A 23,176-nucleotide genomic window follows, 5' to 3' on the forward strand; every position below is an offset into this window, starting at 1 on the left:
AATATATTGTGGCTATTAATTTTGTTATTTGTAATTTACAAATTTCAAATTACTTTAGTTAAAAAGAAGGAGGAAAGCTTTTTGTCTTTCCCTTCTTTTACACCCATTAATGATAAATGGATTCAATAATTTCAAAGTCATTAAAAACATATAGCTGAGATGGTCTGAATGAATTTCTTTTTGTCTTTTTAGGCGACCCGTCAACGTCGAGTGCTTTTTCAATAAATGGAAGCTTTGGTGCCTTCGTGAAAAAGACCGAATCATTCGAAATCCTTGGATCATCTCCAACTGTCAGCAGTACCCGCTGCAGTTCTGACAGTGTAAATTCCTTTGGCAAGAAGTTTTTAGCTGCAGTCGTCGTAATCATGTCCCGCTTTATAAAGCGCAGTCCATCTTTAATGATTTCTTGATGATCAAACGCCAAGTTTAAAGCTGGTATCTCCTCTACATCAAATAACTCCACTTCTGCTGCGTCATCATTTGCCTGACGCTTTTTTATATCTTCTTCTGGAACGATTGCATAAAAAGCATTTGATATCATCCAGCCTCTAGGATCTCGTTTAAATTTGTCATATACACCAAAATGCAATATATGCAAACCATCCACATTTGTTTCTTCCTTTAATTCTCTTTTGGCTGCCATTAAAGCCGTTTCTTCCTTAAGCGCATCAACAAATCCTCCAGGGAGAGCCCATTTTCCACCCTCAATATTTGGATTTCCTTCTTGGTCTGTTTCAGCACGCTTTATAAGCAACAGCTTCAGTGTCATGGATGGCGGTGCTTTTTCCTCTGTTTTTTCTGATACAATGGTGAAAATGGCAATATCAGCAGTATAGCCGTCAGGCGTTCGGTACTTAGCCGAATCATAATTTGCCAGTGCTTCTTTTTCTGTTTTATATTTCATGCTAAACCCTCTTATCAAATAGTAATTTGTAATTCGTAAATTACTTGTTAATAACAATATACCTCCTTTTCCTTCCAATTGCAAGCCTAAAATTTTAAAATTTCCAGATAAAAAAACGAAAGCCTCCTGTCATACAGACCCTATAATATTGAAGTAATAACAAATAAAGCATTTTCATTGCAATAATTTTAGCAATAATATTTTTTTTCAGAATAACTGCTTTAATTTATCACCTTCAATGCCGAAATAAACCTTAATAAGATAGCAATCACCATAAATGGCATTGTGCTATCTTGAAACTAAACTTAAGGAGAAAGCAGCAATGAAAAAATTAAACATCACATGGAATCTAAGGGCAAAGCTTTACACAGCTTTTGCTATTATTCTTTTAATTCCAACAATAGCAGTGGGCTTCCTTTCCTACAATAGTGCTAAAAATGAACTAGAAAACAGTTTATTAAAAAGTGCCGAAGAAAATATTAAACTGCTTAATTCAAACATAGACAATACGCTTTCCCCAAAGGTGCATGATGCAGACTTTTTTAGTGATTTACTGACTGCAGACATGTTTAAAGACGGAGACAAAAATTCACAAGGCATCCAAAAGTTCACCCAATATATCGGATTACATCCTGAAGTACAGAGTATTTATATCGGTACTACAGATGGACGAATGATTTCTTATCCTGAAACGGATCTGCCAAGTGATTATGACCCTAGAGAAAGACCGTGGTATCAAGGTGGAATGGATAATAATGACGTAGTTGTTACAAGTCCTTATCAAGATGCAAGCACAGGAGATATGGTTGTTACTGTCACGAAAAAGCTAAATGACGGAAGTGGCGTTATGGCAATTGATATCAATATAAAAAGACTGGCAGACACAGCTAGTAGTGTGAATATCGGTGATGATGGATATGCCATCTTACTTGATGCACAGCAGCTCTTTATCGTGAATCCAAAAGGCGAAGTTGGTGCGAAGGCAGAGCAAAGCTATTATAAGGAGCTTTACAAAGCAAACAGCGGGATCATCAACTATACTGCTGACGGCAACGATAGTGTGATGTATTACACGACAAATGAGCTAACAGGCTGGAAAATAGCCGGCACTATGTATTCATCAGAAACAGAGGAAGCGGCTTCACCAATATTAAACACTACCTTCCTTGTGATTGCTGTAGCTGTAGTTATCGGTGCGGCAATTGTTATGGTGATAGTAAGATCGATTGTTATCAGAGTGAGAGCACTCCAAAAAACAGCACAGAAAATCAGCAGTGGTGATTTAACAGAAGATATTAAAACGAATTCGAACGATGAAATCGGCAAACTTGCTTTATCCTTCATTGATATGCAGGCAAGCTTAAGAAGTTTGTTAGGAACTGTTGAGCATAACGCCGTTCAAGTGGCTGCTTCAGCCGAAGAGCTTAACGCAAGTGCTGTACAGACAAGCGAAGCAACAGAACAAGTGGCTGAAGCAATTCAAGAGGTTGCAGCAAGTGCTGAAAAACAAACGTCAGGAATGGAAGAAAATATCATTGCATTAAACAGAATTTCGGCAGGGACTGCTTCCATTTCTGAAAGCACTACTGCTGTTTCCAACCTGACGAGAGAAACAACCGAAAAAGCGGAAACAGGCGGCCGTTCTGTTAAGCTGACTGTTGACCAAATGAATCTTATTCATGAATCAGTACTTGATTCAAACACAGTCATTCACTCCTTGTATGACCGCTCTAAAGAAATCGGGACTATCTTAAACGTCATTACAGCAATAGCAGAACAGACAAATCTTCTAGCATTAAATGCAGCCATCGAAGCTGCAAGAGCAGGAGAATCTGGCAAAGGTTTTGCCGTTGTTGCTGAAGAAGTCCGGAAACTCGCTGAACAGTCCCAAAGCTCAGCAAGTCAGATTTCAGATTTAATTAAAGCCATCCAGCACGATACAGAAAGCACTGTTCAAAAAATGGCTACTGTCGTTGACAACGTTCAAAGTGGTCTGTCTGTATCAGAGGATGCGATTGAAAAGTTTGATGATATTCTTTCCAGCATGAAGGAAATATCACCAAAAATGACTGACGTATCTAACACAATTAAGGAAATGCTTGTAGTCGTTAAGGAAGTAGAAGCTACAGCTTATGATGTGTCAGATATTGCCAAAAGCAATGCAGCCTCATCAGAAGAGGTCGCTGCATCAACAGAAGAACAGCTTGCAGCAATGGAGGAGATTTCATCATCCTCCCATACACTCTCTGTAATGGCAGATGAGCTACACGACATTATAAAAAAATATAAATATTAACAACAAAGCCGCCGCAAATTTATAATAAATCTGCGGCGGCTTTTCATTTATCATTATTCATCTGCAAGCGGAAGTCTAATTTCAATAGTCGTTCCTTGATTAACAGCACTCTCAATATGAAGATGACCTTTATGCTGTTCAATAATTTTGAATATCACCATATAGCCTAATCCTGTTCCCGTATCCTTTGTCGTGTAAAATGGAAGTCCGAGTTTTTTGATTTGCGCAGAGGTCATACCAATACCATTATCCTCAATTTGAATAATTGCTTCCTTTTCCTCTGTCACATCTGTAAGAATTTTGATCGTTCCTCCATATGGCATTGCTTCCACACTGTTTTTAAAAACGTTCATGAAAACTTGCTTTAATTGGTTTTCATCACATTGGAGTAGTATACTATCCTCGTTATAATTTCTTTCCATTAAGATATTGTTCATATTGGCACTTGCCTGGAACAAGGAAACTGTTTCATCCATAATCTTCTGCAAGTCTTGTTTAACAAAATGAACAGCATGCGGCTTAGAAAGAATTAAAAATTCCCCTACAATAAAATTAATTCGTTTTAACTCAGACATTATCAGGTCATAATGGGCTTTTTTATTGAAGTCATTTTCTAAGTACTGGATAAATCCTTGTATCGTAGTGAGCGGATTCCGAATTTCGTGTGCAACACTTGCAGCCATCTGTCCGACAGCAGTCAGCTTTTCTGAATTCAATAAAAGCTGTTCTGTTTTCTTGCGATCAGTAAAATCCCTGAATTGAGCAAATGCACCCACAAGCGTCCCGTTGTTCAGAAAGATTGGGAAGCAATCAAGCAAGAAAATAAGGGTCTCATTATCCTTTTCTCTCGTAAAGGAAATTTCAATATCTGTATAAGGTCTTTTCGTGTTAAGCACATTCTGCAAATATTCTCCAAAATACTTTAGATCCAAAATGCTCGCACCGACAATATCCTCTTTTTTCCATCCAGTTATATGTTCTGCAAATGCATTGAAATCAAGCAGCCTGCCACTTTGGGCAGCTACTAATATTCCATTCCTTGTCGTATCCATGATAATCTTGTTCAAAATATTTAACTCATGGTTTTGCCTAATTAAATCGATTTCCCTTTCAATTGTCTGATTCACAGTGGACAGAAGTGTCAGCATCAGAGGGCTTGCATGTTCAAGCTCTGTCATAATGGAAATGGTCCCAATAACCTTATCCTCCGTCCAATCCATAATAGGGACTGCATAACAGGCTTTCGTATGAAGATGTGTATGAAAATGCTGATATCCAACAATTTCAACGCTTTTTTTATGCTTCAATGACAAGGAAATGGCATCAATGCCACAATCTTCTTCTTTAAAGAGTACACCTTCAGCAATACCGATTATTTCTGCATTCCGCATGCTCTGTTCATGACCAAGATTCCTCAGCAAATATCCCTCTGCATCACAGACAGAAGCGATAATCGGCATCTCCTTTAAAGAATCGAGGAATTTATCGAGAAAATACACAACGACATCCAAGATTTCCTGGTACTCCATATGCTTTTGAAGTAATTCCTCTTTATTCAGCCTTTCCGAAAAAACTGTCATTGCAGTTGGATTTAGTCCATTTTCCAGGCACTTTTGTTTAAGTGATTTAAAATCAATAGATGCTTTCTCCATAAAAATTACTCCCGTTTCGTTACATATATAATGAGTATTAATGTTTTATTAAGATTAAATTAATGAGAGGCGTTACTGCCATTTGCGTCGAATTATATCATAACAAAAAATTCATCCTTTTAGAGGAATAAATTCTTTATACCTATAAATATGTATCAATTTTCCTTTGTTCTATGAAAATATATATTACCATAAGAACAGGACTATTTATCATAATTGTTTACTATTATTAAAGAGAATACATTTTTCATATAGGAGGTCCAAGATGATTGACAACTCTACAATCCTGATTATTGGCGGTGATCAACGCCAGCTTCAAGTGATTGATAAGCTTGCCAAAACAGCTGGAAAGATTATTTTAACAGGTTTTGATCAAATACAGCTGGAGTATGTTAATGTCAGCAAACAACGACTTTCTGAAGTCGATTTCAGCAGTGTGGACAAAATCCTTTTGCCTATCCCTGGTATTGCAACTGATGGAAAAGCAGAATCCAAGTTTGCAAGTGAGGAAATTTTTTTAACAGAGGAAATGTTTCGGCAGACAAAAGAGTATTGCAAAATCTATTCAGGCATTATTACCCCATTTCTGGAATACATAAAAAAAACAACAGGCAGAAGCATCATCCCTATCTTTTCACGCAATGATGTCGCAATTTTGAACTCGATCCCAACTGCTGAAGGAACATTAAAGATTGCCATAGAAGAAACAGACTATACGATGCATGGTGCCAATGTAGTAGTATTAGGCTTTGGCAGGGTTGGTATGACCGTTGCCCGCCTTTTTGCAAATGTCGGTGCCAATGTCAGTGTTGCCGTAAGAGAAACAGCTGACAAAGCGCGTGTACAGGAAATGGGCCTAAAGCCAATCATATTTCATGCATTATCTGAAGAGATCGCACAGCAAAACATTTGTATTAATACCGTTCCCTTTCATGTTGTCACAAAAGACCTGATTGATGCCATGTCAGCACAAGCCTTCATTATTGATCTTGCCTCAAAGCCCGGTGGAACAGATTTTGCTTATGCAAAGGAAAAAGGTATAAAGGCCATTCATGCTCTCGGTCTGCCAGCGAAGGTTGCACCAACTACTGCAGGGGAAATCATTGCCGATATTGTCCTCGAATAGCAAGCTAACCATTTATACAAAAAGAAAAAGGGGCGGCTGCCCCTTTTTTTGCTTTAATATGGTCCCCTAATGCTGTTTTTCACTTTTTGTTGATAAAACTCCTGCAGCCTTGTTATTTCTGCCGGAGAAAAGGACCTCTCTTCCAACGCCACTAAGTTACCCTTTACTTGCTGCTCATTTTTGAAACCTGGGATGATACAAGATACCTCTTCATGATCAAGTATCCATCTTAAAGAAGCGGATGCCATTGATTGGCGACCTTTAGCAATCCAGCGAAGGTCGTCTGCCAGCTCAACTCCCTTTGAAAAACCAAGGCCAGCAAATGTCTCGCCAATATTAAAAGACTCGCCATTTTCATTAAATGCTCGATGATCGTCCTGTTCAAAACGATGCCCTTGCGAAAATTTCCCTGTTAACAGCCCGCTCGCAAGAGGCAAGCGCACCAAAATTCCGGTGCCATTCTGCTTTGCTTTTGGCAAAAGTGCTTCTAATGGCTTTTGACGGAAGATATTAAAGATGACTTGCAGTGCAGCAACACTTTTATGATTGAGGCATACTAATCCTTCTTCCACTGTTTCTACACTGACGCCATAGTGCTTAATTTTCCCTTCCTTTTTCAAACGGTCCAAAACTTCAAAAACACGGCCATCCCGAAGGATTTCAAGTGGCGGACAATGAATCTGATACAAGTCGATAGCCTCTCTGTTCAAGCGCCTCAAGCTGTTTTCGCAAAAGGTCTGAACATTTTCATATGTGTAGGTGTCAGCTGAATGAATATCTCCGCTCCGGCAAAATTTCGTCGCAATGTGAATGTCATTTTCCTTACCCTTAGTCGCCTTCGCAAGCAGCTCTTCACTATGTCCATTTCCATAGACATCGGCTGTATCAAAGAAATTCACACCTTCTCCTATTGCCAGATCAAGCGATTTAAGAGCTTCGACATCATTTGTTTGCCCCCAAGAGCCACCAATCGCCCAAGTCCCAAAACTTACTTCACTTACCTCTAAACCTGTGTTCCCCAGCTTTCTATATTTCATTTTTCTGCCTCCAAGTCTTATTACTTTCGAAACTGTGATAACTCCTCAGACAGCGTTTTTGTTTGACTATATACCGTTTGATAAATTCGATATAGCTCTTCATACCGTGTAACATTCTCTTGAATTGGCTCAAATTCCTTCACAGGCTGCAGCATTTTTTCAGCGCATTCCTGAAGGGACTGAAACCAGCCCGCACCAACTGCTGCAAGCATTGCCGCACCCATGCCAGGACCCTGTTCACTTGATAGCTTTTGCACGCTTGCCTTAAAGATATCTGCCTGCATCTGCAGCCAGTCATCATTTTTGGCTCCGCCGCCAATCGAGATTATCTTGTTGATTGTCTTTCCGTTCGCCCGAAATATTTCAATCGACTCATTTAATGAGAAGGTGATTCCTTCCAGCACTGCACGAACAAAATCCCTCCGTTTGTGGGCAGCATCCATACCAATAAAGCTGGCGCGAATTGCTGCATCAGGATGCGGCGTTCTTTCTCCCGCCAAATAAGGAGTAAACACCAATCCATTTGCCCCAATCGGAACATTATTAAGGTCTTCCAGCAGTTCATCAAACCCAATATTTTCAGCAAACGTTTCTTTAAACCAGCTCAAGCTGTGCCCTGCCGCCAATGTTACCCCCATCGTATAGTAGGCATTTTCCTCACCATGATTGAAATAATGTACCTTACCTTCAAAATCCTTGTCTGCTTTTTCTTCGTAGGAAAGAACGACACCAGATGTGCCGATGCTGCAAAGTGTTTTTCCATCTGCTAGTATGCCTGCCCCAATCGCGCCACAAGCATTGTCAGCGCCACCAGCGAACACTTTGCAGGATAAACCTGTTTTCTTCGTAACATCGGCCGTAACAGTACCAACAAAGGCATGTGACTCTACAAGTGGCGGACAAAGGCGGCTATCAATTCCGAACAGTTCACAAAGCTCTGTACTCCACTCCTTTTTACTTATATCCAAAAGCAAGGTGCCTGCTGCATCTGAGTATTCTGTATGTATGTTTCCAGTCAGCCTAAAGCGCAAATAATCCTTTGGCAGCATGAAAACAGCTGCTTTATTGAATATCTCTTTTTCATATTGCTTAACCCAAAGCAGCTTAGGCAGGGTAAAGCCTTCCAATGCTGGGTTTTTTGTGATCTCAAGCAATTTGTCCCCGGCTTTGTCAATAATAATTTGGCACTGCTCTGTCGTTCTCGTATCATTCCATAGTATTGCGTTCCGCAATACGTGCTTCTCCTCATTTAACAAAACAAGGCCATGCATTTGCCCTGAAAAGCTGATGCCTTCAATATCCTCTTTCTCGCCTTCAAACACTTCCATTATGTCCGTTAAACCTGCAAGCGTTTTCTGAACCCATTCCTCTGGGTCCTGTTCACTATAGCCCGATTTTTCATGAATAAGCGGATAAGATTTTGATACTTCATGAACAACATTTCCCCCTTTATCTACAAGCAAAATCTTCACAGCACTTGTACCTAAATCAACTCCTAAGCAATACTTCATAAAATCACCTCATTATGTCATTTGTATTTTTAAAAAATGTGCTGGCAACATAAGTCCCAGCACATTTTTCCCTTTATACGCGAACAGTTGATAAAGTTTCCAGTAAATATTGATTCACAATCGCTTTTAAACGCTCTTGACGGCCTGATTTATTTGTTACTTCCCCAGCTGTGAGCGCATATTGCTCTAATTTATGGAGATTCGTTCTACCTTCGACAATATCAAGACCAATTCCTTCATTAAAGCTTGCATAACGATCGGCAATAAAGTCTTCCAGCACTCTGTCCTCAATCAGCTTATTTGCCACCTTAAGACCGATAGCAAATGAATCCATTCCCGCAATATGGGCATGGAAAAGATCTTCTGCCTCAAAGGAACCTCTGCGAACCTTCGCATCAAAGTTTAAGCCGCCTTTGCCAAGTCCGCCATTCATTAAAATTTCATACATTGCCAAAGTCGTGCTGTACAAATCAGTTGGGAATTCGTCTGTATCCCAGCCAATCAGTGTATCCCCTTGATTGGCATCAACAGAGCCAAGCATGCCGTTTATTCTCGCCACTCGCAATTCATGCTCGAAAGTGTGACCGGCAAGCGTCGCATGGTTTGCTTCAATATTAAACTTAAAGTGATCTTTGAGATCATATTTCTGCAGGAATGCCAATCCTGTCGCTACATCAAAATCATACTGATGCTTTGTCGGCTCTTTTGGCTTCGGCTCAATAAGGAACGGAACATTAAAGTCAATTTCCTTCGCATAATCAATGGCCATATGGAAGAAACGAGCCAGGTTGTCTTGCTCTAATTTCATATCAGTGTTCAGCAATGTGTCATACCCTTCGCGGCCACCCCAGAACACATAGTTTTCTGCACCTAATTCCTTGCCGATTTCAAGACCTTTTTTTACTTTTGCTGCAGCGTATGCAAACACATCCGCATTATTGGAAGTTGCTGCACCGTGCACATATCGTGGGTGTGTAAACATATTAGCAGTATTCCAAAGCAGTTTTGTTTTGCTTGTTTTCATATATTCTTTAATCATCGCAACAATTGGATCCAGATTATCATATGTTTCTTTTAATGTATTTCCTTCTGGTGCAATATCAGAATCATGAAAGCAGAAAAACGGAGCGTTCAGTTTTTCAAATAATTCAAAAGCTGCTTCAACACGAGCTTTTGCCAAATCAAGACCTTTTAAGTGATTCCAAGGGCGGATTGCTGTACCGCTTCCGAACGGGTCTGTGCCGTCCGCTGTGAATGTGTGCCAGTATGCAACAGAGAAACGGAGCTGCTCCTCCATGGAAGCGCCATTTACGATTTCCTCTGGATTATAATACTTAAAAGAAAAAGGATTTTTCGATGTAGGACCCTCATACTTTATTTGATTAATGTTTTCAAAATACGCCATTGTTAACTGCCTCCCTATTACATTCATTTTTTGATACCGCTTACAAAATACAAGAAAAAGAAGAATCATATATTCCATTCTCTTTCTATCTTCTTGTTAGCTATGAAGCTATTATATCAGCGTAAACTTAGTTTGTCTATTGAATAAACTAAGTTTATTGCACTTTGTTTGTTTATTAGATAAACTTAGTTTAATTGTATTACTGTTTTTCCCTATTAATGTTAAAATGGGGATATTATTTTCAAATCAAGGGGGCTAAAATACATTCATGCCAATCACTTGGAACCAACAGCTCGTTAAAAAAGAAAACAAATCACTTGTACTTTCGCAAATAATCAATCATGCTCCCCTCTCTCGTGCAGATATTGCTCAGCGTTCTGGTCTTAATAAAGGCACTGTTTCCTCGCTTGTAGCAGAGCTCATTGAAGAAAAACTTATTAATGAATCTGGTCCAGGCGAATCAAGCGGCGGCAGACGCCCCGTCATGCTCCACTTTAATCATGGAGCTGGCCATACAATTGGAATCGACCTTGGTGTCAATTACATCCTCGGCGTACTAACAGACTTGAGCGGCAATATTATTGTCCATAAAAATGAATCGTATAAAAACATATCCTATGAAGATACGATGAGCCGCGTAGTAAATATAATCAAGGCCTTAATAAGCGCTGCCCCTCCCTCCCCTTACAATATTGTTGGAATTGGAGTAGGCACACCAGGTATCGTCGATAAAAAAGGCATACTTTTACTTGCACCCAACCTAGGCTGGCACGACATCCCTTTTCAAACAGAACTGGAGAGAATCTTTCAAATACCAGTTATTGTTGAAAACGAAGCGAACACTGGTGCTTATGGAGAAAAACGGTTTGGAGTTGGTCAGCATGCTGACAACTTGATATACATTAGCGCAGGTATCGGTATTGGTGCTGGCATTATTATTAATGGCGAGCTTTACAGTGGATTTACCGGCTATTCTGGTGAAGTCGGACATATGACAATTGACAGAAATGGTGTTAAATGTACATGCGGCAACAAAGGCTGCTGGGAGCTTTATGCTTCAGAACAGGCTTTACTGTCAAAATATTACAGCAAGAACCTCAAAAAGGAAAACGGTTTGGATGATATCATCAGCCTTGCAAAACAAGGAAACAAAGAAGTTCTTGAGACATTAGCAGAAATAGGTGAAAACCTGGCTCTCGGGATTATTAATATCATTCATGCCTTCAATCCAGAACAAATCATTATCGGAAATCGGCTCGCTTCCTGTAAACAATGGCTCGAACCAAAAGTAAAGGAAGTCATCCAGCAATATACTTCCCCCTTTAATCAGACAGATATCAGAATTGATTTCTCTAATCCAATTATGCCAGTTTCAGCAATTGGAGCATCAGCTTTTTCGGCAGAGGCGTTTTTGAAAGCACAGCTTGAAATTAAGTAAAAAAGCGTGAGCGAAGTAGCTCACGCTTTTTTATGCTTGCCTAAACAGCCAGTCCTTTCCCCCCTTTTTTCTCAATCAACCTAAAGCTGTAGCTCCCTCCTGCCATCCATATCCACGCAATAGAAATTCCACCGTAAAACGGTATTAGCCCAGGCATATATAACAAAAGACAAACTGTCGCTATTGTAAGAACCAGCATGAGTAGTGTGATGTGAAGATGATACGCCCCAAGGAGCAGGGCATATTTAAGATGGTCGCCAAGCTTTAAGTCATAATGGACAAAAATAGGGAAAAAGTATCCTAGCAGTGTGAGAAAAACAGCTGACAGCAGCAACAGCAAACCTGTCATCATCCCTTTGATTACGCCATCTGTATATTGAAGAAACCAATAATCCAAACAAAGAATCGCACAAATGACCATCAGGAAAAGCCCTAATAGATTCGCTTTGATAAATTCCTGTTTATAGATAGTATGAAATGTCCTCCACACAGGTATATCTGTTTCTCTTAGCAGCCATTTCCTTATCACCGCAAACAGAGCTGTGGTCGCAGGCATGAAACCGAATACAAGCAGACCTGCTATTGTATACACCATCCAAATGATATTAAGGTAAGCTGCCTTCGTGATCCACTCACATGCAATGAATAGTTTACCCATCGACTTTGCCCACATAGTTTCACCTCTTTTTTGTTCTACTTACTTTCTGCAAGCCAAAGGATGCTTGTTACACCACGAGGATAATATTTGCTCCCAGCAATTTCTCCTGCGATGATTTGATCGCTCCAGCTCCAAACGGAAAGTTGCGGATGTGTCAGCCATTTAACATGGGCAGCGTCAGCTTTTGCCCCTGTTTCATCCCATTGCCATCCGAGAATTTCTCTTGCGATGAATTGGCTTAAGTAGATTTTGCTGAGCCATGAGTTGCTGCTTGTTGATGATATTTTCCAGCCGCCGTCTGCAAACAGACAAACTCCTTCTGTCATCACTGTTTCCAAATGCTTTTTCAATGCTTGAATATAAGCACCGAATCTTCCTGTTTCTTCAAGTGCTTCCTTGCAATTGGTGAAGTATGGGAAAATCAGCCCTTCAATTGCGGGAATTATCTTCGAATCATTGCCCTCTCCAATTACTGCTGGAATGTAGCCCTCTTCTGTCACATTCTCCACAATTGTATTGGCACATTTTTCTGCTTGAATGCCTGCTTGCTCTGCAAGCTCTGTCAGCCCTTGTTCACTGAATATCTTTTCAAGAGCGACATACGAGGCCCAGACTTTCCCAGCGAGATAAATATTATTTCTTGCTTGCCCTAATGAAACATCTAAGCTGTCATATGTCGTTATTTCAGCTCCGCCCATAACTCGGGAGGAATCAAGTCCCATTAAACCATTTCTCTTTTCAGGAATTGGATGATCCCTGTTCAGCAAGCTTTCAAAGCAGCTCTCGACAATCGACATGTTTGCCTTCAACCATGCTTCATCCTTTGTATGTGTTACATAAACAGCAGCACATAATATCCAGTTTACGAGCTGTTCATGTGTCATATGAGAAAAACAGCCGTCAAGCCCATACAGCTCGTAGGAAGAATAATGCGGACGGGAAATAGTATTAGCAACACCCATATCATGGGTAAAGCTGATGCCGCCAGGATATTCGATATCGCTGTCAGGGAAGCGAACCTTATCCTCGTAGCTGAAGCGCTGCACAAACATATCCAATTCATTTTTGACTGTCCATGGGTTCATTTTCAGCTCAAAAAATAGCTGATCGACCGTTAAATCAAATGTATTCATCATTCTGTATTCCCCTTCGTTGACAACCCAGAACGGCTCGTCGTCAACAATTAGGAACTGTGTGGAACCATAGTAGCTGCGAATCGAGTGAATCAGCATGAACTTTTGGTCTGCCGATAAATGATCAGCAGTAAGCAGACGATTGTCTGCAGCTTCTGCTCTTTCGGCTATTTCAGCAAAATGCTCCAAGGCAAATGAGGCGACAGACTCAATATTTTCAAAATACTTCGTATAGTAATAGGATGTATCCATGCCTGCTGTAACAATGCCGCCGCGATAGAAGCAGACAGCAAACCGGTATGTCCTCACCTCTCCTGCAGGCACATCTGCGACAAGGGCACCGAGCGGACCTAAGCCGAATGTCCAATTTTCCTCATTTGGAGTCGTAAGGATATTTTCCATGCTGAAATGCATCGCTGACTTCATGTCTGCATTACTTGCAGCGATTGCCGTCAGTCTGCCTTGGCAGATTCCAGCAATTCCGTCCATCGTATCATCGAGCCGTCGCATCGAGCTGTACGGATCACTGCCTTCATAGCCGAAAAACGCCCGCCTTGCTTTTGTTCCGTTTGTATTATCAACTGTCAATTCTGCGAGAACAGCAGGCATAAGGATTTTTTTCATTTCATCCTCCTTATCCGCTCCCGGCTCTGGCACTGATTCTACTTGTGTATAAATCTTGAAGGTTAAGTCCCCTGCTTTCCATGTATCTGTTCCAAGCTTAAATTCCCTTGATACCTTCTCCTTTGGAAACGGAAAAATGATATTTGGCTTATCAGGATCTGGGTCCATGTTTTCAATATCATAACGTTTGCTTTCATCGTCTTCCTGATAGGCGAAAAACGGCAATGCCTCGTATACACCCTCTTTATCTATGCTTTCAACACCAATATAAACATTTTGTTTTGGTGAACGGCCAAGCTCCAAGTCAAGTCCTCCGCCTGCACCTGGAAATCCAAGCGTAAAGCTTGAGAATGACCCAATCGGGGAGTGATGTGCATTAAAAAACATATTTTCCGGCATAATTTACAGCTCCTTTTTGTTTTTATCCTTTGACAGAACCTGCTGCTAATCCTTCGACAATTCGATTACTCAAGGCAATAAAAGCAATTAATATTGGGATGATGCTAATCATTAACGTTGCACCGATTGCTCCCCAATCTGTTAAATATTGACCGACAAAATTATTAACACCAACAGTTAATGTCTTCCACTTATCAGAACTGATAAAGGTATTGACGAAGACGAACTCATTCCAGTTATAAATCATATTGATAATGACGATTGTTGCCATAACTGGAGTTGTCATTGGCAAGGTGATTTGAAAGAAGATCCTGTGAATGGAACAACCGTCCATAACTGCCGCCTCTTCAATTTCCCGTGGCAGTGTCTGATAGAAGCCTAATAGAATCATAATTGTTAATGGCAGATTAAAGGCAGTATAGGAAATGATGATGGAAATGGGATTATCAATCAGGTGAATGTTGTTAAAGAAGCTGAATAATGGAATTAAAGTAGAATGCAGTGGAATCATAATCCCTACCATAAACAGTCCAAGAACAAGCTTGCTCCACTTCCAATACATTCTTGTTATCGCAAAGGTGACAAAGCTTGCAAGTATGACCGTCAGCACAACTGCGACAACAGTTATCCAAACACTGTTAAAGAAATACAGACTGATATTGCCCTGTGTCCACACCTTTGCATAATTACTCCATTGCGGGTCCTTTGGCAGAGCAAATGGTGATAAACCGAACACTTCTTGATTTGTTTTCAGAGAAAAGAAGAACAGCCAGACTAATGGGTAAATTTGAAATACAGCAATGATACCTAAAATAATGTACAGGAAACCGAAGCCGATTTTTGATCCGATAGAACTCTTCGTCTTAGGTGAAAGTGACTTATTTGTTTTCAGTCTTTTTTGTACGGACAGCTCACTCATTTTTATCACTCCCTTCTGAGTTAATACTGGACATCTTCTTTTGATGCAGTAAGCTTTTGAATAACCCAAGTCATAATAAGACAAAGGATAAGTAAGGCAAAGCCAATGGCACTGCCATAGCCAAAGTTATACGTTTTAAAAGCCTCTTTGTACATATAGGAAGCAATCACTTCACTTGAACCGTTTGGCCCGCCTCCTGTCATGACATAAATGAGGTCAAAATATTTCAGTGAGCCGACAATTGCAAGGACAATCGTTACTTTAATAACCCCTGAAATGAGCGGAAGTTTTATTCTGTAAGCAATCTGCAAAGGTGTTGCACCATCTATTCTTGCTGCCTCTATTACTTCCTCCGGCACGTTTTTTAATGCTGCATAATAAATAATGATATAGAAGCCTGCATACTGCCAAATAATTGGAACAAAGATAGCAATAAGCACAAGATTAGGATCTGCCAGCCATATTGGTGTATTTTCCACACCGAACAGCTCTAGCAATTTATTAAGCATCCCGTTTGTCGGATCGAATATTTTCAGCCACAGCTGTGCAATCGCAACAGAGGATAACAGCATTGGAATTAAATATATTTTTCGAAGCAGGTTTGCTCCTTTAATCCTGCTGGCAAGGATTACAGAGATGACTAAGTAGAAAATCAAGCTTACTGCCGAAAATAACGCCAATAAAACAGAATGATATGTACTTGTCCAGAACATTTTATCCTTTATGAGCTGCACATAATTGTCTAAACCGATAAACTTCATTGCGCCAATACCATCCCAATCCATCAGCCCGTAATAGCCTGTCATAACGATCGGAATATAAATCAGCACCAGAATCAGAATTAAAGCAGGCAGCACATATAAGCAAATTGCAAATTTATTAGACATGACCGTTTTCATTCGCTAATCTCCCCTCCTTTTAACTATAAGGGGCACTGAACCATGCCCCTTCATGCCTGTAACCTATGTTTGTTACTCCTCTTCAGATAATGCCTCTTCCTGCTTTTTCACAAAATCTTTTGGAGTCGCCTGCCCGCCAAATAAGGATTGAATCATATCCAAATGGACTTGTGCAACACTTGAACTCATTTGTACATCTGCATAAAGAGTCAGGTTGGATGCACTGCCTAAATCATTAAGGATATCAATATACATTTGGTCAAGCTCTGTACTAGAAGTGTCAACAACTGTTGCTGGAATCACTCCAGCATCTGAGACTGAACGCTTGCCCCACTCCTTCACAAGGTATGAAACAAAGTCCTTTGCTTCGTCCTTTACCTTGGAATTCTCTGAAACAAATAAACCAACTCCAGGTCCACCAACATAGCTGTTAATATCTCCTTTACCGCCTTTATATGTTGGAAACTTGAAATAGCCTACCTTATCTTTAAATTCTTGTGTCACATCAGGACTAGTTGTATAGTTAGGCAGCTCCCATGTTGCCATTAAATACATGGCCGCCTGTTCATTCATGAAATAGCCTTTTGCCTCATCGTTTGATAAGCCATTAAACCCTTTGACAAATGCCCCCATGTCAACAAGCTTCTTCACTTCTTCGGCTGCTTTTAACAAAGCCGGATCTTCAAAGCTTCCAGACCGATTAATCGCCTTTGCCAGAGCTTCAGAACCGCCAATTCGGTCGGCAAGGTACATATACCACATGGATCCTGTCCATCTGTCCTTGTTTCCAAGCGTAATAGGTGTTACTCCTTTATCTACTAACGTTTTGACTACATCAACGAATTGATTATATGTTTCTGGTATTTCAAGATTATATTTCTCGAAAATTTCTTTGTTGTAGTAGACTGGTGTTATGTTCAGCTCAAGTGGCAATCCGTATGTTTTACCATCCACTGCGTATGCTTCAGTCGTCCCTGCTACAAACGAGTCTTTGAAATCGCTCTCGATTTTGTCATCTAATGGTGCAAGCATGTTTCCTTCCACGAAAGGCTTTAAGTAGCCAGCAGCCCATGTTACCCCAACGTCTGGAAGTTCATTTGATGCAGATAAAACTTTGATTTTATCTTTGTATTGTTCATTTCCAAGAATTTCTGTTTGAATTTTTATATCGGGATGATCCTTTTCATATTGCTTGATGATATTATTAACAATCGTGTATTGTGCCTTTGAAGATCCTTCTGGCCAAAGGTGCATAAATTTAATGACGGTTTCCCCATCACTTGAAGCGCTTTCATTTGTTGGTGAAGAACACCCTGCTAATGCTAAGACAACTATCATGACAATGGACATCATAACGAAAATAGATTTACGTCTAATCACTTGTTTGCCCCCTTTTTTTATAGTTTCTTTTCACTTTTTAGTCTACCATCATTTCTTATGGCCCTGAAAGGTCACTGTCATTAGGAAAAATACTACTTTTTTTAGAAAACTCTTACATTGTTTGTCCTTCTATACAAGCTTGGTGTAACACCTTCTAACTCACGGAAAATCTTAATAAAATATTTAGCTGTTTTATAGCCGCATTCCTCGGCAATATCTGCCACTGGATGGTTAGTGGAAATCAGCAGCTCCTTTGCATACTGAATTCTGCGCCTTGTTATATATTCACTAAAGGTTACTTTCATTTGTTCCTTAAAAAGCACACTTAAATAGCTGGAATTTAAATGGACATGCTCTGCGACTCCTTTTAAACTCAGCTCTACTTTTAAGTGCTGGTCAATATAATGAATTGCTTCTCTCACTGGTTCCTTCGTCGTTATTTCTTTCAGGTTGAGCTTGAGCAGCTTGTCATCGACAACCTTTTCAATCATTTCTGCTCTTGTTTGCTTTGTTTCGATGGTGACAGCTGCTTCGACTGCTTCAATCAGCTTCTTTTTACTGACAGGCTTAAGTAAATAGTTAACAACACCTAAGCGGAGTGCTTCCTGGGCATACTCGAACTCCGAATAAGCAGAAATGACGATTGCAACTGGTGATAGGTTTTGCATTTTTATTGCCTGCAATAGCTTAAGACCAGTTATTTGCGGCATCCGGATATCTGTTATTATTATATGAATCTTGTATTGCTTGACGAGTTCAATCGCTTCCTCGCCGTCTGCTGCAGCAATTATTTGCCATCTTTGGTCTGCCCAAGCCTCCAGTGTATTCTTAATTCCTTGCCTTGCTTTAGGCTCATCATCGACAATTAAGATTGTTTTCGTATACATTCCTATTCTCCCCCTATAATTGGAATTTCGAAGGAAACAGTTGTCCCCTTATCTAGCATACTTTTAATCTCCAGCCCCTCATGTCCATCCTCTTGGTAGTAGAGCTTCAACCTTTTAAATACGTTGGAAATAGCCATACCCTTGCCTTTTATGGAGGTAATTCCGCCTTCCTCCATCGCTGCCTTGATTTTTTCCAAGCTGTCCTCGGCTATACCTGCTCCATCATCTTCAACCGTTACCAACAAGTGTTGTGTGTTCAACATATGTCTGACAGAAATGATAATATAACAAACGCCTATCTTATTGCCTGCACCATGTATAACGGCATTTTCAACTAACGGCTGAATTAAAAACTTTGGTACCTTTACCAGTTCATAAGCTGTATCCATCTCGATGCGCCATTTTAACTTATCGCCGAACCGCATTTGCATGATTTCCATATAATCGTTTATATGATTAAGCTCATCCTTCAAAAATACCCATTCATCCTCCAGGCTGTTCGTAATTGTATAGCGAAACAAATTAGACATTGCCACAACTGTTTCTGCAAGCTCCTCCTCTTCCTTTTCCTCAAGCGACCAATGAAGAGCATTAAGTGTATTAAAGAGAAAATGGGGGTTAATCTGTGCTTGAATTGCTTTCAATTCACTCCTGCTTTTGACGATTTCCTTTTCATAAACCATTTTAATTAAATGATTTGTTTCTTTAACAAGTTGGTTATAGGTGCTATTCAACTCATTTATCTCATTAACAGACGGAAGCTTTGGATTCATCTCCAGTGACCCTTGACTCGCATGTCTCATTGTTTTTGTAAGCCTAATGATGGGTCTTGTGATAATGGTCGATAAAAATAAAGAACAGATAAAATAAATCAGCAGACCGATCAGGCCAGAAACGAAGATGCTTGAACGAAGAACAGAAATACCGCTTGTCAAGGCGGTGACAGGCGTTAGAATCAGAACAGTCCAGCCGGTAATATCCGATGCCTCTCTTGTTACCATATAATCCGTTCTCTTAATTTCAACTGTCGAACTGTCATTATGTATGATAGAATGTAGCGGCTTGTCATAATCGGTAATTATCGGCTCAAGTGCTTTATCAAGCAATATCGAATACTGATTTGTTTTATTAGTCAAATCTTTGTTTACAAATTGAAAATACTCTTTATACATACTGATAAGGATATACCCACCATTGGCATAGTTTTTGTCCATCAGATTTACTCGTCTGATAGCAAGAAAATAATTAGCATCGTTTGGGTCTTCGCCGATCCATACAAGTCTTCCCTTTTCTCTCTTCGCCATTTCCACCCAGCTTTTCCGTAATTTAAGTGGTGCATTTGCATCATCAAGTGGTAAAACCCGATGCTCTTCATTCGTAAAAAGCTGGAAAGAAAAAATGCCATCAGAGTTTGCTGTAATGGTGTTCACTGTTCCCATCAATTCCTGCAGCTCCAAAAATGGCACTTCCTTATTTTCATATTCCTTCGTCAAAAGCTTTTGTACTTTGTCATTTGTTACAACTAGCTTTGAAGCCATGTTGATTTGCTCATACAATGATTCTAGTCTTCCATTGGCTTCCACAGCGACTTGTTTAATCTGTTTTTCCGCATTGTTTTTCAGCAAGTAGGAAACTTGATTAAAGGTGAGGATACTTACAATCAATAACACAATAAACATTGCTGACAGGAAAACTATTAATATTTGGTTTCGTAATGTATTCCACTTTTTTAAGGCTTTAAGCATAGTCTCCCCCTCTAGTTTTTTAGGCCACCCAACTTATAAGTAGTAAGTTCAACAACTTAGTTTAATTGATGAACTAAGTGAATATACTTTCCTGCAGGATTGTTCCCAACATCAAGCGTGTAAGCCCTTACTTAATTCGAATTATACTATTTTTTCTAGATGGAGGATATAGAAGAGGATTAGTATTATGTAAAAATTCATTGAAATATATATAAGGAAAAGGGACATCCTTAACAGAATGTCCCTTTTCTCTCCTGCTTATGAAAGCAGTTCCTCTGCAATCAGCCTGTATGACTGAATTTTATCAGCTATATCATAAGTAATGGTAACAATCATAATTTCATCGGCTGCATATGTCTCGCTCAGTTTGGTGAGCTTGTTTTTGACTTCCTGCGGATTTCCGATAATCATTTTTTCCTTCATGGAAGTAAGCTTTTCTGTTTCTTCTTCTGTAAGTTGATAGTTTTTTGCCTCTTCGATTGATGGGACGCCTTGTTCCCCTTGCCCCTTTGTTCGTTGCAGTGACCAAATGAGGGAGCTTAAGGCAATAGCTTCTGCTTGTTCGGTTGTTTCCGCACAAATAACGGAAACGGCCACAATTACTTCCGCTTGGCTTTCTCCATTTTTTCGCTTTTTGAAGGCGCGCTTATATTGCTGAACAATTTCTGGGCCATCATTTTCACTCATAAAATGGCCAAATGTATAAGAAAGCCCAAGTGTTCCTGCAAGAGCAGCGCTTTTTTTGCTTGTCCCAAGCAGCCACGGCACAGGCGAAATTTCTGGAACAGGCGCTGCCGATAATGTTGCTTGCTCGTGAACTGCAGGATATTCATCATCCAAAAACTGTAGCAGCTCCTTGATATTTTCAGGCATTGCCCAAACCTGCTTAAGAAAGTTTTCGCAGAGGGCATTACTTGCTTCTGCAGAGCCACCTGGTGCTCTCCCAATTCCAACATCGATGCGATTAGGAAATAATGTTGCCAGCATATTGTAGACTTCAGCAACCTTATATGGCTTATAATAGGGCAACAGAACAGCACCTGCACCAATTCGGATTGTACTTGTATTAGCTCCAATATAACTCAGCATCACTTCTGGTGCTGAGCATGCAAGGCCAGGCAAGTCATGATGTTCTGCAAGCCAATATCGTGTATATCCAAATTCCTCTCCTGCTTGTGCCAATTTGGCAGATGCAGCTAGGGCAGCTTGGGCATTTTGATTTGTAGAAATCGGTGATTGATCTAGTATTCCTAACCTCATAATGATGCCTTCTTTCTATCTCTTCCTTTTTTCCAGTAGTGTTAACGTAAATTCGCCAACATTTCCTTTTTCGTATAAGTTCGTGACAGATGTTGAGTATTGTTGGATAGTTGCAGCAAAGGACAGCTCTGGTTCTGGAACGGTGACATGAAAGTCGTTTTTATACAATAATGTCGTAATTGCATGATAGTCCTCGTTTCCAACATCAAAGACGACCGTAATAGAATGATGACCGTCTTTTAACTCTTCCTTATAGCTTTTCACAAGTATTTCTGTATCATTAAGCTTAATTTTGTTTACCATATCGCTAACATTCCCTCCTATATCTATAAAAGCAGGCTCCGCAATTCCTCTTCTGTAATAGATGACAGCACGGCTTCTTCTGTATTGATAAGCTCATCAACAAGAAGCCGTTTCTTTTCCTGCAGCTCATGGATTTTCTCTTCAATCGTGCCTTTCGCCATCAGCTTGATTACTTGTACCACGTTTTCCTGGCCAATCCGGTGAGCTCTGTCGGCAGCCTGCTCTTCTACTGCAGGATTCCACCAAGTATCATAAAGAATAACCGTATCAGCACTCATTAAATTAAGCCCTGTTCCGCCTGCCTTTAAGCTGATTAAAAAGTAGTCCCTTTCACCAGCATTATATCTATGGCAAAGCTCCACTCTTTCACTTGATGGTGTGTTACCGTCCAGATAAAAGAAAGGCATATCTCTTACAGCAAGCTCTCTGCCAATTAACTCAAGCATCTTCGTAAATTGAGAGAAAATCAGCACACGTCTGCCCGCTTGCTTGGACTCGTCTACCAATTGCAGCAGCTGCTCCAGCTTAGCGGATTTGCCATTATAGCCGTCCACAAAAAGCGCTGGATGGCAGCAAATTTGTCTTAGTCTCGTCAACCCTGCCAAAATTCTTATGCGGTTTTTGCGCAGTGTCGCTTTATCGAGATGCTTGAATGTATCATGACGCAGCTTTGCTAAATAAGCACCATACAGTTTCTTTTGGTCTGGCAGCAAATCGACCGCTTCCTCCCATTCCTCTTTACCAGGCAGCTCCATCAGCACATCCTCTTTAAGGCGGCGCAGCAGAAATGGTTTGATGCGCTGTGCTATTTGCTTTCTCGTCAGATTGGCATATTCCTTCAAGCTTCTGAAAAGCTGTGGAAAGACAATATAATACAGAGACCACAGCTCTTCAATCGAATTTTCCACTGGTGTTCCAGTCAGGGCAAAACGGTTGTCCGCATGCAGTTGCTTCACGGCTTTTGCCGTTTGTGTTCCTGCATTCTTAAAGGCTTGTGCCTCATCAAAAAATACGGTGTGGAAGGCATGTGTTGCATACCATTTAACATCCTTGCGCAGAAGGGGATAAGATGTAATCACTACATCCATGCCATCAAGCTCATCCAGCAGTTTTTTGCGGTCATTTGCAGCACCGTCGATAACAACTGCTTGAATCTCTGGTGCAAATTTCATTATTTCCTGAAGCCAGTTATATGTTAACGAAGACGGACAAACAACTAAAACTGGCTTGTTATCTGTTCTTATGGCGGGAAGTTCTGAGGCAATGAAGGTAATGCTTTGCAGCGTTTTTCCCAGCCCCATATCATCTGCCAAAATGCCCCCAAAACCATATCGTGCAAGTGTCTTCATCCATTTAAAGCCTGTTTTCTGGTACTCCTTTAAAATGGATTGCAAATGCTTTGGCACCTCTATGTCGGAGCGTTCTGGATTTCGCATTACTTGCATAAGCTCTGCCATTGATTCGTCCAATTCGATAATGCCTTGTTCTCCATCTGAAAAAAGGGAAAGACCTTCTGTGAACGGAAGCTCAAACATATCAACTTCTTCTTTCAGCTCCAGCTCTGGAAAGCGCAAAAACTGCTGAATTTTTTCAAATTCCC

Annotated in this window: 18 protein-coding genes; 3 read left to right on the forward strand and 15 right to left on the reverse strand. The window is 40.3% G+C overall.

Annotated elements, in window-relative coordinates; genetic code table 11:
- Positions 1-106: 106 nt before the first annotated feature.
- Positions 107-904: an NUDIX domain-containing protein gene (locus CEQ21_RS26865; RefSeq protein WP_185767175.1), complete on the reverse strand. Its 798-nt coding sequence runs from the start codon at positions 902-904 to the stop codon at positions 107-109.
- A gap of 322 nt (positions 905-1,226) precedes the next feature.
- Between CEQ21_RS26865 and CEQ21_RS26870 the strand changes: the two genes are divergently transcribed.
- Entirely contained in the window at positions 1,227-3,200 is a 1,974-nt protein-coding gene (locus CEQ21_RS26870; protein ID WP_185767176.1) for a methyl-accepting chemotaxis protein, read from the forward strand.
- Between the two features lie 53 nt (positions 3,201-3,253).
- Here CEQ21_RS26870 and CEQ21_RS26875 read toward each other — a convergent pair whose 3' ends face one another.
- Positions 3,254-4,852, reverse strand: coding sequence for an ATP-binding protein (locus CEQ21_RS26875; protein WP_185767177.1), 1,599 nt, complete (start codon positions 4,850-4,852; stop codon positions 3,254-3,256).
- A 265-nt stretch (positions 4,853-5,117) separates the two neighbouring features.
- Between CEQ21_RS26875 and dpaA the strand changes: the two genes are divergently transcribed.
- On the forward strand, positions 5,118-5,978 hold the full coding sequence (dpaA, locus tag CEQ21_RS26880) for a dipicolinic acid synthetase subunit A (RefSeq protein WP_185767178.1): 861 nt from the start codon (positions 5,118-5,120) through the stop codon (positions 5,976-5,978).
- Positions 5,979-6,031: 53 nt separating this feature from the next.
- Here dpaA and CEQ21_RS26885 read toward each other — a convergent pair whose 3' ends face one another.
- From CEQ21_RS26885 to xylA, 3 genes are all read right to left on the reverse strand, one after another.
- Positions 6,032-7,015 carry an aldo/keto reductase gene (locus tag CEQ21_RS26885; protein WP_185767179.1) on the reverse strand — a complete coding sequence of 328 codons (984 nt, stop codon included), beginning with the start codon at positions 7,013-7,015 and terminating at the stop codon, positions 6,032-6,034.
- 20 nt (positions 7,016-7,035) lie between these two features.
- The gene (gene xylB / locus CEQ21_RS26890) at positions 7,036-8,526 is read right to left on the reverse strand and encodes a xylulokinase (protein WP_185767180.1); all 1,491 of its coding nucleotides are present in this window, start codon (positions 8,524-8,526) and stop codon (positions 7,036-7,038) included.
- Positions 8,527-8,599: 73 nt separating this feature from the next.
- The gene (xylA, locus tag CEQ21_RS26895; RefSeq protein WP_185767181.1) at positions 8,600-9,931 is read right to left on the reverse strand and encodes a xylose isomerase; all 1,332 of its coding nucleotides are present in this window, start codon (positions 9,929-9,931) and stop codon (positions 8,600-8,602) included.
- A gap of 268 nt (positions 9,932-10,199) precedes the next feature.
- Here xylA and CEQ21_RS26900 point away from each other — a divergent pair, with 268 nt between their 5' ends.
- On the forward strand, positions 10,200-11,369 hold the full coding sequence (locus tag CEQ21_RS26900; protein ID WP_185767182.1) for an ROK family transcriptional regulator: 1,170 nt from the start codon (positions 10,200-10,202) through the stop codon (positions 11,367-11,369).
- Positions 11,370-11,409: 40 nt separating this feature from the next.
- On the opposite strand, the gene CEQ21_RS26905 is transcribed toward CEQ21_RS26900, so the two are convergent.
- From CEQ21_RS26905 to CEQ21_RS26950, 10 genes are all read right to left on the reverse strand, one after another.
- Positions 11,410-12,042: a YesL family protein gene (locus CEQ21_RS26905; RefSeq protein WP_185767183.1), complete on the reverse strand. Its 633-nt coding sequence runs from the start codon at positions 12,040-12,042 to the stop codon at positions 11,410-11,412.
- Between the two features lie 20 nt (positions 12,043-12,062).
- Complete coding sequence (locus tag CEQ21_RS26910) at positions 12,063-14,183, reverse strand: glycoside hydrolase family 52 protein (protein WP_185767184.1); 2,121 nt, start codon at positions 14,181-14,183, stop codon at positions 12,063-12,065.
- Positions 14,184-14,205: 22 nt separating this feature from the next.
- Positions 14,206-15,102, reverse strand: coding sequence for a carbohydrate ABC transporter permease (locus CEQ21_RS26915; protein WP_185767185.1), 897 nt, complete (start codon positions 15,100-15,102; stop codon positions 14,206-14,208).
- Between the two features lie 20 nt (positions 15,103-15,122).
- Positions 15,123-16,001, reverse strand: coding sequence for a carbohydrate ABC transporter permease (locus CEQ21_RS26920; protein ID WP_185767186.1), 879 nt, complete (start codon positions 15,999-16,001; stop codon positions 15,123-15,125).
- Between the two features lie 72 nt (positions 16,002-16,073).
- Positions 16,074-17,378 carry an extracellular solute-binding protein gene (locus CEQ21_RS26925; protein WP_235907442.1) on the reverse strand — a complete coding sequence of 435 codons (1,305 nt, stop codon included), beginning with the start codon at positions 17,376-17,378 and terminating at the stop codon, positions 16,074-16,076.
- 104 nt (positions 17,379-17,482) lie between these two features.
- Positions 17,483-18,268 (reverse strand): response regulator transcription factor, encoded by a 786-nt coding sequence (locus CEQ21_RS26930; protein WP_185767187.1) that lies wholly within the window; start codon positions 18,266-18,268, stop codon positions 17,483-17,485.
- A gap of 2 nt (positions 18,269-18,270) precedes the next feature.
- Positions 18,271-20,013, reverse strand: a complete 1,743-nt coding sequence (locus CEQ21_RS26935) for a sensor histidine kinase (RefSeq protein ID WP_185767188.1) — start codon at positions 20,011-20,013, stop codon at positions 18,271-18,273.
- 258 nt (positions 20,014-20,271) lie between these two features.
- Positions 20,272-21,273: an LLM class flavin-dependent oxidoreductase gene (locus tag CEQ21_RS26940; protein ID WP_185767189.1), complete on the reverse strand. Its 1,002-nt coding sequence runs from the start codon at positions 21,271-21,273 to the stop codon at positions 20,272-20,274.
- A gap of 15 nt (positions 21,274-21,288) precedes the next feature.
- Entirely contained in the window at positions 21,289-21,576 is a 288-nt protein-coding gene (locus CEQ21_RS26945) for a DUF3219 family protein (RefSeq protein ID WP_185767190.1), read from the reverse strand.
- A 23-nt stretch (positions 21,577-21,599) separates the two neighbouring features.
- Positions 21,600-23,176: DEAD/DEAH box helicase (locus tag CEQ21_RS26950; protein WP_185767191.1), on the reverse strand; the 1,577-nt coding region annotated here is incomplete at its 5' end.

The organism is Niallia circulans (assembly GCF_007273535.1).
In the GTDB taxonomy this organism is placed as follows: domain Bacteria; phylum Bacillota; class Bacilli; order Bacillales; family Cytobacillaceae; genus Niallia; species Niallia circulans_B.

Coding starts and splice junctions, on each gene's coding strand:
- CEQ21_RS26865 (WP_185767175.1), bottom strand. CDS start 904: ATGAAATATAAAACAGAAAAAGAAGCACTGGCAAATTATGATTCGGCT.
- CEQ21_RS26870 (WP_185767176.1), top strand. CDS start 1,227: ATGAAAAAATTAAACATCACATGGAATCTAAGGGCAAAGCTTTACACA.
- CEQ21_RS26875 (WP_185767177.1), bottom strand. CDS start 4,852: ATGGAGAAAGCATCTATTGATTTTAAATCACTTAAACAAAAGTGCCTG.
- dpaA (WP_185767178.1), top strand. CDS start 5,118: ATGATTGACAACTCTACAATCCTGATTATTGGCGGTGATCAACGCCAG.
- CEQ21_RS26885 (WP_185767179.1), bottom strand. CDS start 7,015: ATGAAATATAGAAAGCTGGGGAACACAGGTTTAGAGGTAAGTGAAGTA.
- xylB (WP_185767180.1), bottom strand. CDS start 8,526: ATGAAGTATTGCTTAGGAGTTGATTTAGGTACAAGTGCTGTGAAGATT.
- xylA (WP_185767181.1), bottom strand. CDS start 9,931: ATGGCGTATTTTGAAAACATTAATCAAATAAAGTATGAGGGTCCTACA.
- CEQ21_RS26900 (WP_185767182.1), top strand. CDS start 10,200: ATGCCAATCACTTGGAACCAACAGCTCGTTAAAAAAGAAAACAAATCA.
- CEQ21_RS26905 (WP_185767183.1), bottom strand. CDS start 12,042: ATGTGGGCAAAGTCGATGGGTAAACTATTCATTGCATGTGAGTGGATC.
- CEQ21_RS26910 (WP_185767184.1), bottom strand. CDS start 14,183: ATGCCGGAAAATATGTTTTTTAATGCACATCACTCCCCGATTGGGTCA.
- CEQ21_RS26915 (WP_185767185.1), bottom strand. CDS start 15,102: ATGAGTGAGCTGTCCGTACAAAAAAGACTGAAAACAAATAAGTCACTT.
- CEQ21_RS26920 (WP_185767186.1), bottom strand. CDS start 16,001: ATGAAAACGGTCATGTCTAATAAATTTGCAATTTGCTTATATGTGCTG.
- CEQ21_RS26930 (WP_185767187.1), bottom strand. CDS start 18,268: ATGTATACGAAAACAATCTTAATTGTCGATGATGAGCCTAAAGCAAGG.
- CEQ21_RS26935 (WP_185767188.1), bottom strand. CDS start 20,013: ATGCTTAAAGCCTTAAAAAAGTGGAATACATTACGAAACCAAATATTA.
- CEQ21_RS26940 (WP_185767189.1), bottom strand. CDS start 21,273: ATGAGGTTAGGAATACTAGATCAATCACCGATTTCTACAAATCAAAAT.
- CEQ21_RS26945 (WP_185767190.1), bottom strand. CDS start 21,576: ATGGTAAACAAAATTAAGCTTAATGATACAGAAATACTTGTGAAAAGC.